The sequence below is a fragment of the Fontivita pretiosa genome (genome assembly GCF_050410795.1).
GTDB lineage: Bacteria > Planctomycetota > Phycisphaerae > Tepidisphaerales > Tepidisphaeraceae > Fontivita > Fontivita pretiosa.
This window is the reverse complement of the sequence record NZ_CP191258.1, coordinates 2,799,402-2,813,768: the sequence shown is the minus strand read 5'-3', so window position 1 is coordinate 2,813,768 and position 14,367 is coordinate 2,799,402. Positions and strand designations below refer to the sequence as shown.

Here is a 14,367-nt window from a genome sequence, read left to right as displayed (position 1 = left end):
CTTGCCGTTCCGACCGATATCATTTCTCAGAAACGCAACCTTCGGTCAGGAACCTGTCATGCCAACCATCAGACGCATCGGCGTTCTCACCGGCGGGGGAGATTGCCCGGGACTCAATGCCGTCATCCGCGCCGTCACCAAGGCCGCCATCCACCGCTACGAGCTGGAAGTCTATGGCATTGAAGACGGCTTTCTGGGTTTGATCCAGAATCGCATGCACCGGCTGGAGTGGAAGGACGTGTCCAATATCCTGACGCTGGGCGGCACGATCCTGGGCACCAGCAACAAGGCCAATCCGCAACGCTACGCCGTCCAGCGCAACGGCAAGATCGAATACCAGGACGTGACCGACCGCGTCATCGAGCACGTGCAGGCCAATCACCTGGACGCCATCGTCTGCATCGGCGGGGATGGCACGATGACCGGCGCGGCCAACCTCATCCGCCACGGCATCAACTGCGTGGGCGTGCCCAAGACCATCGACAACGACCTGGTTGGTTGCGATCAGACCTTCGGGTTCGACACGGCGGTGCAGACGGCGACGGAGTGCCTGGACAAGATTCACTCGACAGCGATGAGCCATCATCGGGTGATGGTGGTCGAGGTGATGGGTCGCAACGCCGGCTGGCTGGCGCTGCACGCGGGGATCGCCAGCGGATCCGACATCATCCTGATACCCGAGATTGCCTACCATCTGGACAAGATCAACCAGATCCTGATCCAGCGCAGTCGTCAGGGCAAACGCTTCAGCATCATCTGCATGTCCGAGGGTGCCCGGGCGGTCGGCGGACAGGTCGTTGTCGCCCGCACCGACCCGACCAGCCCCGATCCCATCCGCCTGGGCGGATGCTCGTACCTCCTGGCCCAGCAGATCGAACAGGCCACCGGGCTGGAGACCCGCGCTACGATCCTGGGGCACATCCAGCGAGGCGGCACTCCATCGGCGATGGACCGCGTGCTGGCGACCCGATACGGCCTGCACGCCCTGGAGCTGGTCGTCAGCGGCGCCTTCGGAAAACTGGTGGTCCTGAAGGATGGTCAGATCGGGCAGGTCAACATCCAGGATGTCGCCGGCAAGCAGCGAACCGTTCCGCTGGATCATCCGCTGATCCAGACCGCCCGTGCCGTGGCGACCAGCTTCGGGGATTGATCGCGCCGGCTTTGATTTTCGCCCGGAGCCGCTTACATTAGCGCGCCATGATGTCCTGGCTGCCGCCGTTGCTTGCGCAACAACTGCCTGATCCACGTTCAACCTGGGCGCCGGTGGTGCTGCTGCTGCTCATCGCCATCCTGTTTGTCACCGCCAGCGTCGCGCTGTCGATCCTGATCGGTCCCAAACGCAGCGGTCCGGGCAAGGAGATCACCTACGAAAGCGGAATGGTCCCGGTGGGCGACGCCCGGCGGCGATTCAACGTCCGCTTCTACATCGTGGCCATGATCTTCCTCGTCTTCGACGTGGAAATCGTCTTCTTCTACCCCTTTGCCACCATCTTCCCGCACTACGTGAAGGACATGCCCGCACACAGCGGCCTGATCCTGGCTTCGATGCTCGTGTTCGTCGCGATCCTGCTGCTGGCCTACGTCTACGCCTGGGGCAAGGGCGTGTTCCGGTGGGATTGAAGGCAAAGATCGAAGGCAGTAGCGGGAGAGAGTGACCAGTGAGCCGGTGAACAAGCGGCAATGACCGATGAGTGTCCAATTGCCAATGACCGAACGAACCAGTGTCGGACCTGGTCGCTGGTCGTTGGCCATTGACTGGTCATCCCGGCCTTTCCGATTGGCTTTTCATCCCTCATCGTTCGTCGTTCTGTTGACCTTCCTGGCGGGGATATTGCGGCTGATGTATCTGGATCGCCCGTGCCTCTGGGGCGATGAGGCTGCAACATTCATGCGGGTCTGCGGAACGTGGCAGGAGCTCAAGGAAGAGCTGGCGATCGCGGGCTTCGCGCCGCTGCACTATCTGCTGTATTGGTCGATCGCGCAATTCACGCCGCTAAGCCCCGTTGTCATGCGGCTGCCCCCGGCGATCGCGGGTACGCTGATGGTGCCGGCGATGTACTTTCTGGCGGTGCAGCTCGTGTCGCGGCGCACCGCGCTGCTGGTGGCGAGCTTCACCGCGTGCAGCGCCTACATGCTCAACTACTCGCGCGACGCCAAGATGTACGCCCAAGCCTGGTTGTTCGTCGCGCTCAGCACCGCATGCCTGCTGTGGGCGATCCGCACCCGCCGCAGGACAGCCTGGTATCTGTGGGTCATTGCGAGCCTGCTGATGGTCGGCCTGCACAGCGTCTGCCTGCTCGTGTTGCCGATCCAGGCGGTCATTTTCCTGGCCAATCGCCGGCTACACTGGCTGTCGGGGATCTACTTCGTCGTGGGGCTGGCCATCATCCTGACTCCGATCTGGCTGTATTACCGGCTGTTCAACCAGTATCACGAGCGGATCGAACAGCGCGGCTGGCGCGCCAGCGGCATCAACTGGGTCGAGTGGTACAACCAGGGCTACGACTGGCCGGGAAGGTTCCGCTACGTCGCCACCGCCTTTGCTTACAATTGGGAGTGGCCACGCGCCAGCGACCAGCCGCAGATTCGCGAGCGGACGCGAAAGCTGCTCAAGGCCAGCGGCATCGCGCTGCTGGGGTTGGCCATCATGGGGATCTTCCCCTGGCGAAGCTTCGGCGCCACCGCTTCAGCTTCCTGCACTGGCGGATCGGACAGGATCGCGGCAACGCCCTGGTGGCTTGCGCTTTTCTGGATTCTCACCTGGCTGCTCGTGCCGGTTGTCGGATTCTACAAGGCCTCCGAGCCGCAGGCCGCCGCACCCTGGGAGCCGTTCATCGCTCTCTGGCGTTACCTGCAATCTGGGCCGCTGCTTGGCCTTGCTTGCGCGATACCGCTGCTCGCGTCGATGTATTTCTGCGGCCGCAGTTGGCGACAGCGCATCTCCAAGTGGCTGCTGAGCCTCGCCGTCGCCGCCACCGTCTTCGCCCTGTGCGTGCTGGCCTGGAAGTATGTGCCCACACAGCCCAAGTCGGTGTGGATGCCGCGTTATCTTGGGTTCATCTGGCCGGCGTTTGCGATTGGGCTGTGCGTGTTGCTGCTGCGGCTGCCGACGCGCGCGATTCGCCGGGGCGCGATCGGGCTGCTGCTGCTGGTCAACCTGGCGCAGCATGGCGCGCGGGTGTTCGCCGGCTCCGAGCCGCCGACCGAATTGCTCGTCCGCGACCTGCTCGCCTCCCAGCCGCCGCAGTCCTCCACCACCCGCATGTACTACGGGATCAGGTATCGCGGGCGGGGCGATCCGGGTTCGGGGTTGCTTCATTCCTCGCCTGCGCGGTACTACATCGCGATCCTGGGCGGATGGAAGGTCACGCCCACGCAGATCAAGGACGGCCTGCACAGCCCGCCGCGGTCATGGGTGATGAGCCTGGGCGGCATGTCGATCCCGCCGGAGCTGTACATTCCGCCCAACCTGTCGCGCAGCCCGCAGCTTCGGCGTATTATCGTCTGGGATCAGCTTGATCCCGGACAGGTGGACCTGAACGACCGCCTGCTGGACAGGCTCTCACCGCAGAAGTGGAAGCGCCTCAGCCAGCAGCTTTATCCCGTGCGCGACCACTGGACGTGGAAGGACCTGCTGACGGCAAGGAGAAGAGTCTACGAGCTCAAGGATCCGCCCCAGCCGCAACCACAGCAATGAAGGCAACTGGCGGCTTCGGAATCTGATGACCGCGACCAACTGGAATGAGCGACCTTCGACTTAATCCGATCACGCGCCCCTTTGCCGCGACCTTCACACCGCCGGGGTCCAAGAGTCTGACCAACCGCGCGCTGGTGCTTGCCGCGCTTGCCGAGGGGGACTGCCAACTGCACAACGCCCTGTTCGCCGACGATACACAGGTCATGCTCGATGGCCTGAAGCGTCTGGGTTTCCAGATCCAGATTGATCAGGCGGGCAAAACCATCCATGTGCGCGGCGGCGGCGGAGTCATTCCCGCCGCCCGGGCCGAACTGTTCTGCGGCAACAGCGGCACGACGATCCGCTTCCTGACGGCCTTGTGCGCCCTGGGCCAGGGAAGCTACCGGCTCGATGGCGTGCCGCGGATGCGGCAGCGGCCCATTGGGGCGCTGATCGACATGCTGCGAAATCTTGGCGTCCGCATCGAGTATCCCCATGATGCTTACGGCTTCCCGCCGATCGTGGTCCATGCCGACGGCCTGCCAGGCGGAATCGTCCGCTATGGCAGCGAAGCCTCCAGCCAGTTCCTCTCCGCCCTGCTGATGGTCTGCCCCTACGCGCGAAACGAGGTGCGGATCGATCTGGAACCCGATCAGACAAGCTGGCCTTACGTGGCGATGACGATGCAGCTCATGGACCGCTTCGGCGTGACCCCGGAGTTGATTCGCGACCCCAAGACCGCTCGGCCAAAGCAGATCATCGTTCCGCGTGGCAGGTACGCGCCGACCAGCTACGTGGTTGAGCCCGATGCCAGCAACGCCACCTATTTCCTCGCCGCCGCCGCGATCAATCCGGGATCCAAGGTCACGATCGAAGGGCTGGGCAAAGCCAGTCTCCAGGGCGATGTGGGCTTCGCCGACGTGCTGCACCGCATGGGGGCCGACCTGATTTTCGGCAAGGACTTCATCACCGTCCGTGGACCCGAGACGCTGGAAGGGATCGATGTCGATCTTTCAGAAATGCCCGACACGGCGCAGACTCTGGCGGTGGTGTCGCTCTTTGCCGAAGGTTCGACCACCATCCGCGGGCTGCACACGCTGCGGGTGAAGGAGACCGACCGAATCGCGGCGCTGGCCAGCGAGCTGCAAAAGCTGGGCGCGCAGGTCGATATCGAGGGCGACGATGCGCTCACCATCGCCCCCCCCGAGCATGGCATGCTCAAGCCGGCGTCCATCGATACCTATGACGATCACCGCATGGCGATGAGCTTCGCGGTCGCCGCCACGCGCGTGTCCGGCCTGACGATCAGAAACATCGAATGCACCAATAAAACGTACCCCGGGTTCTTCGAGGACTTCAGCCGCGTCACGACGTCGGCCAGTTCTGCGTCAACCTGAATTGCGTCCAAGGCGCTGAACGCGAAAATCTCAACCATCGAGTAACCGCAAGGCAGTCAACTGTCAGGAGCCAACATCCATGCCCATCCGAGTTACCGTCTGGCACGAACATCGTCACGAAAAGAAGAATCCGCTTGTCGCCAGGATCTACCCCGAAGGCATGCACGGCGCCATCGCCAATCATCTGCGGCGATGCGAAGATCTTGTGGTGCGGCTGGCGACGCTTGATGAGCCTGAGCACGGCCTGAGCGAAGAAGTGTTGAGGAATACCGACGTGATCACCTGGTGGGGCCATCACGCTCACGCCGAAGTGAAGGACGAGATTGTCGATCGGGTTCACAGGCGCGTGCTGGAAGGCATGGGGATCGTCGTCCTGCACAGCGGGCATTTTTCCAAGATCTTCAGGCGGCTGATGGGCACCACGTGCAACCTGAAGTGGCGTGAGGAGCAGAACGAGCGCGAGATTCTGTGGGTCACACGTCCGGGGCATCCGATCGTGCGCGGGATCGATGACCATTTCATCCTGCCGCGGGAAGAGATGTACGGAGAGTTCTTCGACATCCCCGAGCCGGAGTGCACATTCCTGATCAGCAGCTTCGGGGGCGGAGAGGTGTTCCGCAGCGGCTGCACGTGGACGCGTGGCGCCGGCAGGGTGGTGTATTTCCGACCGGGACACGAGACGTTTCCCACCTACCACGATCCCAACGTGCTGAAGGTGATCGAGAACGCCGTCCGCTGGGCCGCCGCCACGCCCGGCGCGGCCACGCCGAGCTTCGGCAACCGCAAGCTGGGCTGGATCGACCAGCCGCACTGATTCAGTTTTGGATCGCCCTGGCACAGCGGCGCATCCGGACCGCTTTACTGCGGCGAAGCCGTGTTGCGCGCTTCTGCGACTATGTGATCCCGCTAACGCGCCGACTCGCGGACATGACTGAACTTTTGGGAGATTCTAAGGTGGCCCGGATTTCCTGCCGACCGGACTCTTGGGGACTGCCCATGCCATCGGATGCGTCAAGTCCGCCGAGGCATCGGCACACGGCTCAGGGATGGTGGGGTCATGACATCAGGCCACGGCGATTCGCCTGCACTGGCGACTCTGCGGAAATCACCGCCGGGTGCGTGGCGGTGGTATCCTCATCTGGTCGAGTGCATCCGCGAGGTCTTTTACATCTACATCGCGGACCCGGACAGGGCCGCGATCGAATACGTCAACCCGCAATACGAACAGCTTTTCGGACGCTCCTGCCGAAGCCTGCGCGATGATCCGTTTTCGCTTCTGGAGGGTGTACACCCCGAGGATCGGGACCACGTGCGGGCGCAGGTCTTCAGTCCGTCTGGAAACACCGAGACCGAACTGGAATACCGCGTGGTTCGGCCCGATGGATCGTTGCGATGGGTCCAACACCGCATCTTTCGCCTGCGCGACCGCCGCGGACGCGTCGTCCGCTGCATGGGCCTGATTCACGACCTCACCGCCCAGAAGCAGACCGAAGCTGAATTGCGTCAGACCAGCGCACAGCTCGAGCAGCTCAATGACCAGATCTCAGCCACCGGCTTGCAGGTCAGGACGCTGATGGATGAGGTCATCAACCGTCAGACTCCCCACGAGCGATTGGAGAACCCGACCATCCAGCCCTGCTGGCTGGTAATGAACTGCCAGAAGACCGAATGCCCGGCCTATCACAACCACGCCAACCTTCGCTGCTGGGAGATCCCCGGCACACTGTGCGCGGAAGACGGGTTACCTGCGACGGTGGAGCAGAAGCGTCCGCTCTGCGAACAGTGCAAGGTCTACCAGCTTGCACGAAACCACCCGGTCTACGGGCTGGGCGAGACGTTCAACGCGATGGTCTCGATCCTGACGCAGCGGAACCGCGAGCTGTATCAGTCCGCACGTGTGGACAAGCTGACGGGATTGCCCAATCGTGCGCTGTTCATGGAGCGGCTTCAGCAGGCGATCTGGCGAGGCGCGGCACAGCATCCGCAAGATCAACACAACTTCGCCGTGCTGTTTCTGGATGTGGATCGATTCAAGCTGGTCAACGACAGCCTGGGACACGGAGCGGGCGATCAACTGCTGCGCGAGATTGCGCGGCGGCTGCGTGGGGCGGTGCGGTCGGCGGACGCGGTGGCCCGACCGGACGACGGCGTCGTCGCGGCGCGGTTCGGCGGCGATGAGTTCGTGATCCTCCTGGAGAACCTGCGCTCCGCCGCCGACGCCGCTTCCGTCGCTTCCAGGCTGCTTCAGGTTCTGGGCGCGCCCTACGACCTGGACGGGCACGAAATCGTCTGCACCGCCAGCATCGGCATCGTCACCAGCGATTTCCGACATCAGCGCGCCGACGAGGTCATCCGCGACGCCGACACCGCCATGTATCAGGCCAAGCTTGCCGGCAAGGGCCGGGCCGTTTTCTTCGACCACCTGATGCGCGCCCGTGTCGAGCGAAAGCTGCGGCTGGAGACGGCGCTGCGCAAGGCCATTGCGGCCGGGCAGCTCCACCTGCACTACCAGCCAATCGTCTGCCTTCAGAGCGGCCGGCTGGAAAGCCTGGAGGTCCTGGTCCGCTGGGAACATCCTGAGTTGGGACCCATCAGCCCCGGAGAGTTCGTTCCATTGGCCGAGGAGACCGGGCTGATTGCCGCTCTGGGCGAATGGGTCCTTCGGCAGGCCTGCCAGCAGCTTGCCCGCTGGTGGACACAACACGGCCGCCAGTTGATTCCCTCGCTGAGCGTCAACCTCTCGCGTAACCAGCTTGCGACCCCCGGGCTGGCGCAGCGGATGCGCGACATTGCCGTCCAAGCCGGCGTAGCGCCGCAGGCGATCCACCTGGAAGTCACCGAAAGCACGGTGATGGCCGACGGCACGCAGGAAGTCGGTGTGCTGCGCGAGCTGAAGGCCATGGGATTCAAAATCGACATGGACGATTTCGGCACGGGTTATTCGTCGCTGGCGTGCGTGCACGAATTTCCCATCGACATGCTGAAGATCGACCGCTCGTTCGTGATGAACTTACGCCGGGGCAACGACTTTGCCGCGCTGGTCAATGCGATGATCATGCTGACGCGAAATCTGGGTATCGGCGTGGTCGCCGAAGGGGTGGAGACGCAGGATCAACTTAGCCTGCTGCAGGCGTTGGACTGCCAGTTCGCCCAGGGGCATTTCCTGTGCCCGCCGCTGCCTGCTGAGCAGTTGATCGCACGGATACAGCAGGGGTGGTCGGCCAACATGCTCTGCCGCGCTGCTGGATGAGTGGATCTCGCCAACGAACATGCGTCGCGACGGTTGCGCGACGGGACTCGACTCGCGCAGAACTCGCGCAGATAACCATCAGAAGAGTTTATCTATTTTTTCTAATCTCGTTAAATTTCCGTGGAAGCAACGATTTTAAATCTCTATTTTGCGAATATTTATCGTGAACTCGCAGTGCTCTATTTTGTGCGAATGAGAGCCGCCACTTGCGTCGATGTAACAATCGCTTACACGGAACCAGGATGGTCCGTTTGGCGTTGGTGTTTGTGCTGCAGGTCGCTCCCGCTGCGTCCAACGCGCAGCGGGAGCATTTTCCCTGAGATTTGGCCCATTGCCGTACTCTCCGGCGGCTATTCGAGGATACCGGGGGCGCGCATGATACCGAAACTCTCAAGAGAATCTGGTCTGTTGGCAGATGCCGAAGCGCCGCTCGCGCAGGCGTCGATGCGATGTGGGCGCGTGCTTGCGGTCGATCCCGGTGCGGCCACCATCGAATCACAGACACCGCTGGAGATCGGTGAAGAGATCGTTTACTCCCCGGTGGATGGGTGCGCGCCGCTGCGTTATCGGGTGGTGAGATGCCTGTGCACCGGGCCAAGCCGCTGGGTCGTGGAGCTAACGCTAATCGGGCACGTCCCATTCGAGGCCTCGGACGTGGAGTGCATTGCTCGCGAACGCAGCAGTTGAGGAGTAAGCCATGCCCAGCGCGCAGCGAAACACGCCGCAGGATACCCGCAACCAGGCGCTTCTGGACGTGCTGGGGGAGATGCTGGAGCGCCGCTTTCCGTCGTATGCTGGCCGCTGCACTCGAGTGGCGGCGGGTTGCGCTGTCATGGCCAGGGCACTGCAACTGGATCCCCGCCAGCGGCAGGTGCTGGCGGTGGCGGCCCGCATGCACGACCTGGGCATGCTCAGTATTCCCGATGTTATCATGGCCAAGCGGGGGGCACTCAGTGACGCCGACCGCGCGGCCGTACGCGCTCACGCCGAAATCGGGGCACGGTTGACCAGCCTGCTGTTTCCGGATCTGCCTGAGGCCGCCGAAGCCGTCCGCTACCACCACGAGCGTGCCGACGGACACGGCTTTCACGGATTGAAGGAACCATCGATCCCGCTGACGGCGGCGATTCTGTCGCTGGTCAGCGCAGTCGAGGCAATGACTTCCGCTCGCCTATATCGACCGCGAATGGGCAAGGAAGCGATCAAGGCGGAAGTGAACCGGCATGCGGGAACTCAGTTCACCCGCGTGGTCGTGGATGCGTTTGTGAAAGTTGCCGACGAGGTGTATGCCGCGGTGGCATCGGCCGTCGCGCCAGAACCGGCCGGCACCGCAGCGGCGGCTGGCGGCGCGGCACCGGGCACACAGGGCAAGCCGCACGAGGCCAGCAAGCCATCGAAATCAGAGGCTGCGGTCGAAGTTCATTCCCCCGCAACGACGCCGACCGCCAGCCTGGCGCGCCCACAACCGGCGCCGCCGGCGCCGGCCGCCAACCCCTCGCCGCCGCCGGTGGCGAGTTCTGCACCAGCGCCCCCGCCGAGCATCGAGCCTCTGCTGACCCGAAAGGACGCCACCGAGCGTCTGGAGCAGGCGATGGACCGGGCCGCGCCTTCGCCGGTGGCGATGCGCGTGGTGGCGATGGCCGGCTCGCCTCGAGTCTCGCTGGGAGAATTGACCGAGGTGATTGCGACCGATCCGGCGCTGGCGGCGCGCGTGGTGCACGTGGCCAACAGTGCCGCCTATCGCGGGCAACGTCGCTATTTCGCCAGCGTCGAGGATGCGGTCAAGCAGGTGGGCTGCGCCACGGTGCTGACGATCGCCTCCACACTCAGCGTCATCGACGCGATCCCCGCCGCCCAGGGCGACTGCCCCCAGGCCGCGTTCAGTCCGCTGCGATACTGGCAGCACTCGCTGGCGGTGGCCAAGCTGTGTGAGCGGCTGCTGCCCCGACAGGACGGCGACGAGGACGCCGAGGACGAGGCCCGACGCAAAAGCGCCTACCTGGCCGGACTGTGTCACGAGCTGGGGACGATGCTGTTCCGCTCACACTTTGCCAAAGAATACGCACAGGTGCTTCAGGCGCGGGCGGCAACGGGCAAGCCGCTGGAGGAGCTGGAGCGGCAGATGCTGGGAATCACGCATCTGGAGCTGATCGTCATGGCGTTTGCGAAGCTGGGACTGCCGGACGTGGTGCGTACGCCGATCGAGCTGCTCCAGAGCGGCCGCGCCAGCACCGCCAGCGGGCGCGGCGACGCGCTGGCGCGCGTGTTGTGGCTGGCCGATCTGTGCGCCAACGGCCTGTTGCCGCCCGATGCATCAGCCCCGATCGCGCTGATCACCCGACAGCAGCAGCAGTCAGTCTTGCAGCACCCGGCGCGCGGCAAGCAGACCGAGCCGTACAACCCGATCCCGGCTCGCGAAAGCTTCGTCGGAGAGATTCTGGCGTTGACCGCGACATTGACCGGGCTGGCCGACCGTCGCGATGTCTACACCCCGCTTTTTGCCAAGCGGCCGCTGAGCATCTGGCTGGCGCGTGATCCGATGCTGGCGACGCTGGATCCCGTAGAAGCGGCGTTGCGCGGGCTTGCGGACGTGACGGTGCAGACGCGATTGCCCAGCGCCGAGGAAATGTCCGCGCACGCGGCGCTGGTGGTTGCGGCCCTGTCGTCGAGCAGTGCCGGCCTGAGTCTCGATGAGATTCAGCGCGCGCGCAGTTCCGGCGGACGGCAGGTTCCCACGCTCTGGATCATTCTGCGCGCCGATGCCGGCGCGGCACCGCCACCTCAGGGGATTGTGGCGATGCGCCCGCCGGTGGCGATCAACGACCTGGCTCAGTTCATTGCCGAAGCGCAGCAACAGCAGCCCGGCGCAGCTCAGGCGGCGGCGGCGTAGCCCGGACCAGGCGTCGGCGCGGACGCGGTGCGCGATGCCTGGTCCGGGCAATGACTGCAACGTGTGTGATCGGCGGACGCGCTCATTGACCGCCGTGGCGACGGCGCTGCACCAGCACCAGACCGCCCAGCATCACTGCCGCAATGCTCGCCGGTTCGGGCACGGCAAAATCCGCACCGCTGAGCGTGATGGTGCTGCCGGGGGCAGTGAAGCTGGTGTTGCCGATCAGGGTTGTGGCTCCGGCGCCCGGTTGCGTCCAGGCCGTGAACGGGTCGGTTCCCAGCTTCTGATCCGCCAGCGCGTTGGGCAGCTTCACGCCGGTGGTGCTGAGGTCGAACAGGTCCTGTCCGGCGTTGTTTTTGGGAAACATGCCCGCCAGGGCGATGCCGATGTGGTAGATGCCGGGTGTGCTCAGCCCAGCGGCGGCGCCGGTGATGGCGTTGGCCGTGCCACCGCCGGTCGAGGCCGCCAGCGCCGTGCCGTCTTCGGCAAACAGCGCCAAGATCAGCGTCGTGCTGGTGATCGAGGCGCTGAAATTGGACGGGTCGGTGATCTTGATGCGGAACAAATCCGCGTCGGTGAGGTTCCACACTCGCGGAACGATGCTGCCCAGGGGAGTGCTGTCCAGGGTATTTTCGGTGACTTCGGCCAGCGCGACCACGCGTCCACTCAGGTCGTACACGGAACCGAAGCCGGTGGTCGGAGAGAACTCCACGGCGTTGGCGGGCGGTGCGCCAAACGACGAGCCTGCATTTTCACGCCAGATCGAGTGATTCGCCGGATCCAGTCCCGCCAGTGCCGGCGCCGCCCCAGCCAACGCGAACCCGGCCGCCGTCGCGGCGGCCGCAACCACTTTGCGTACCTTCATCGCTGCATCTCCTCTATCCCTCTTGGGGTGCTGGGTGCGGCGGAACTCGAGTCTGGCCGCACCATGACCATGAAAACCGGGCCCGCGCGGCTACCAGACGCGCGAACCATCCGCTCAAAACCGAAGCCAGAGGCGGCGGCGCCGCGCAGCGCCGCCGTGCACGCCAATACCCACCGTGGCCACAAACGCCGTTGATGCCGGTTCGGGAATCACACCCGACCGAATCGCCCTCAGTGCCGCGACGTACGCGCCGCCAAACCTCCTCGTGTGTTCGCCAATCAGAGCATCACCCAGCGCGCCAGACTGGTTCACGTACGCGTTGTCGATCAGGGCGTAGTCGGTGGCGTCGATCGATCCACTGTAATCGAAGTCTCCGTTGATCCATCCACTCAGGGCGTTGACGTATCCGTTATCGATCAGGCTGTAGTCGGTGGCGTCGATCGCGCCTGACAGATCCGCATCCCCGAAATACGTGAACTTCACGAGCAGTTCGCTGCCCGTGAGCGGTTGCCCCGAAAGGCTCGTGTAGATCGGCCCGCTGCCTCCGACCTGCGACAAGTCGTTGAGGATGACACCCAGGCCATACAGAAAGCTGCCGGCGGTGGTGTTTTGCACCGCAGCCTCTGTGGAGCCGATCCCAGGCCCGCCCCAGTCGAACGCCCCGCCGTTCTCAAGCCCGCTCTTCAGCGACGCGGTGACCGCGGCGAGGCTGCCCGCATCGAGGATCAGGCTGTTGTTGTTCAAGTCGAGTCTGGCGCCCGATGCAATCGTCAGTGCCGCGACCCTGCTGACGCCGTTGGGCGCGTTGGCGGCGGAGCTGCTGATCATCCGCAGCGATCCCGAGCCCAGCGTCAGCTTCTGCCCGCGCAGATGCTGTACCGAAAGCGCCTGTCCGGCGGCGACGTTCACCGTCGTGTCGTCGGCCAGCACCAGCGGCGCGCTGATCGCGTGACTTCCCGCCGTCACGTTGATCCCCGCCCCACCGATGCCCCCGTCGAGCGTGATCGTGCTGCCGCCGGCGATCGTGTAGGCGATGGGTGAGGAGAAGTTGATGGTTGCGACCGTTTTGCCCGCATCCACCGTAACCGTGCGCGGGGCGGTGATGACGACGCCGAAGTTGGCAATCGCGCCGACTGCGTTCGGTTCTCCGCCCGACCAGTTCGACGCCACCGACCAGTTCCCGTCCGCATTGACGTTCCACGCCGAGCCGATGGTCACCGCAATTCCCGTGTATCGGCCGAATGCCAGCAGGTCGTAATCATCGATCCGGCTATTGCCGGTAAGGTCGAAGCGCTGCAACTCGCTGTTGGGGTCGGCCAGGTCAGCCGGCAAGCGCAACCAGGCGCCTTGGTAGTAACCCTGGGGCGGGATGCCCTGTGTGGGCGCGAACTCCGCGACCTTTGCGCGAAGAAGATCCAGATCGGCCTGGCCGACTGTGCCGTCGAGGTTCATGTCGCCGGGCAGTCGAGCATTCAGGACGTAGGTTCCGCTCTGCGCGTGATAGGAGACGAAACCGAAGGGGTTGGTGGTGTCGTCGCCTGCGACGGCGATGTCGCGCGGGTTGCCGGCGAAGTAGGTCGAATAACCAGTCACCGCGAGGAAGTATTCACCGGCGGGGAGCTTGGCGTATTGGCTCCAGTCGGCGTAGGGGTCATGATTGGGATGCGCCTCGTCCCACAGCGGGTTGGATTCGGCGCGGTCGCTGAAGATGAGCTGCGCCAGATTCTGGCTGTTTCGCGCAAACCATGTGGACTGAAGTTGGCTGTATTCGTACACCGGCCGGCCAGGATCTCGCGGCTGGCGGTACTGCACCGGTGCGGGGGGCGCGCCGGGCGGGACGATCGGCGGAAGGATGGAGTCGCCGCTGGCCGGAGTCCGCACGCCCTGGTTGCCGGCGATGAACTGTCCCTGGCTGTCGTACAGCGCCAGCTCGCCGTCCGGTCCGCCGCTGAAGACGCCCCCGCCGCCGAAACCGAACACCGAGCCGAACATGTCGAACGCAATGCCGCTGTTTCCGTCGGAGACGTACTTGTACCAGACCAGAGACGGCAGCGCGCCGCTGACCGCGCCGACGATTTCGCCACTGGTGAAGCTGCCGGCGCCGATTGGACCGAGGTAGTATTCCTGCGCGTTAGGGTTGGGGATCTGGCCTGTGCTGGGGTTGGCGCGTTGTTCCGGGGTGAGCACGGCCAGCGCAGTGGAGGCTGCCGATGCGAGAACGATCGCCTGCACCGTTGCAGCCCCGAAGCTGGCTCGAGCTGGACGACTTGCCATTTCTCCCATCCC

Annotated in this window: 9 protein-coding genes; 7 read left to right on the top strand and 2 right to left on the bottom strand. The window is 64.3% G+C overall.

The window, feature by feature from the left end:
• The first annotated feature begins 58 nt into the window (after positions 1 to 58).
• The 7 genes from ACQS5P_RS11345 to ACQS5P_RS11315 all read left to right on the top strand — a co-directional run bounded on the left by ACQS5P_RS11345 (position 59) and on the right by ACQS5P_RS11315 (position 11,213).
• Positions 59 to 1,150, top strand: coding sequence for a 6-phosphofructokinase (locus ACQS5P_RS11345; protein ID WP_428936732.1), 1,092 nt, complete (start codon positions 59 to 61; stop codon positions 1,148 to 1,150).
• Between the two features lie 47 nt (positions 1,151 to 1,197).
• Positions 1,198 to 1,620 carry an NADH-quinone oxidoreductase subunit A gene (locus ACQS5P_RS11340; protein ID WP_428936731.1) on the top strand — a complete coding sequence of 141 codons (423 nt, stop codon included), beginning with the start codon at positions 1,198 to 1,200 and terminating at the stop codon, positions 1,618 to 1,620.
• An 85-nt stretch (positions 1,621 to 1,705) separates the two neighbouring features.
• Entirely contained in the window at positions 1,706 to 3,697 is a 1,992-nt protein-coding gene (locus tag ACQS5P_RS11335; RefSeq protein WP_428936730.1) for a glycosyltransferase family 39 protein, read from the top strand.
• A gap of 44 nt (positions 3,698 to 3,741) precedes the next feature.
• Entirely contained in the window at positions 3,742 to 5,073 is a 1,332-nt protein-coding gene (gene aroA, locus ACQS5P_RS11330; RefSeq protein WP_428936729.1) for a 3-phosphoshikimate 1-carboxyvinyltransferase, read from the top strand.
• Between the two features lie 79 nt (positions 5,074 to 5,152).
• Positions 5,153 to 5,887 (top strand): ThuA domain-containing protein, encoded by a 735-nt coding sequence (locus ACQS5P_RS11325; protein ID WP_428936728.1) that lies wholly within the window; start codon positions 5,153 to 5,155, stop codon positions 5,885 to 5,887.
• A 243-nt stretch (positions 5,888 to 6,130) separates the two neighbouring features.
• The gene (locus ACQS5P_RS11320) at positions 6,131 to 8,323 is read left to right on the top strand and encodes a sensor domain-containing protein (RefSeq protein WP_428936727.1); all 2,193 of its coding nucleotides are present in this window, start codon (positions 6,131 to 6,133) and stop codon (positions 8,321 to 8,323) included.
• Positions 8,324 to 9,020: 697 nt separating this feature from the next.
• Positions 9,021 to 11,213, top strand: coding sequence for an HDOD domain-containing protein (locus ACQS5P_RS11315; RefSeq protein ID WP_428936726.1), 2,193 nt, complete (start codon positions 9,021 to 9,023; stop codon positions 11,211 to 11,213).
• Between the two features lie 82 nt (positions 11,214 to 11,295).
• Here ACQS5P_RS11315 and ACQS5P_RS11310 read toward each other — a convergent pair whose 3' ends face one another.
• Positions 11,296 to 12,081: a PEP-CTERM sorting domain-containing protein gene (locus tag ACQS5P_RS11310; protein ID WP_428936725.1), complete on the bottom strand. Its 786-nt coding sequence runs from the start codon at positions 12,079 to 12,081 to the stop codon at positions 11,296 to 11,298.
• Positions 12,082 to 12,195: 114 nt separating this feature from the next.
• Positions 12,196 to 14,355, bottom strand: a complete 2,160-nt coding sequence (locus ACQS5P_RS11305) for a hypothetical protein (protein ID WP_428936724.1) — start codon at positions 14,353 to 14,355, stop codon at positions 12,196 to 12,198.
• Between the last annotated feature and the right edge of the window lie 12 nt (positions 14,356 to 14,367).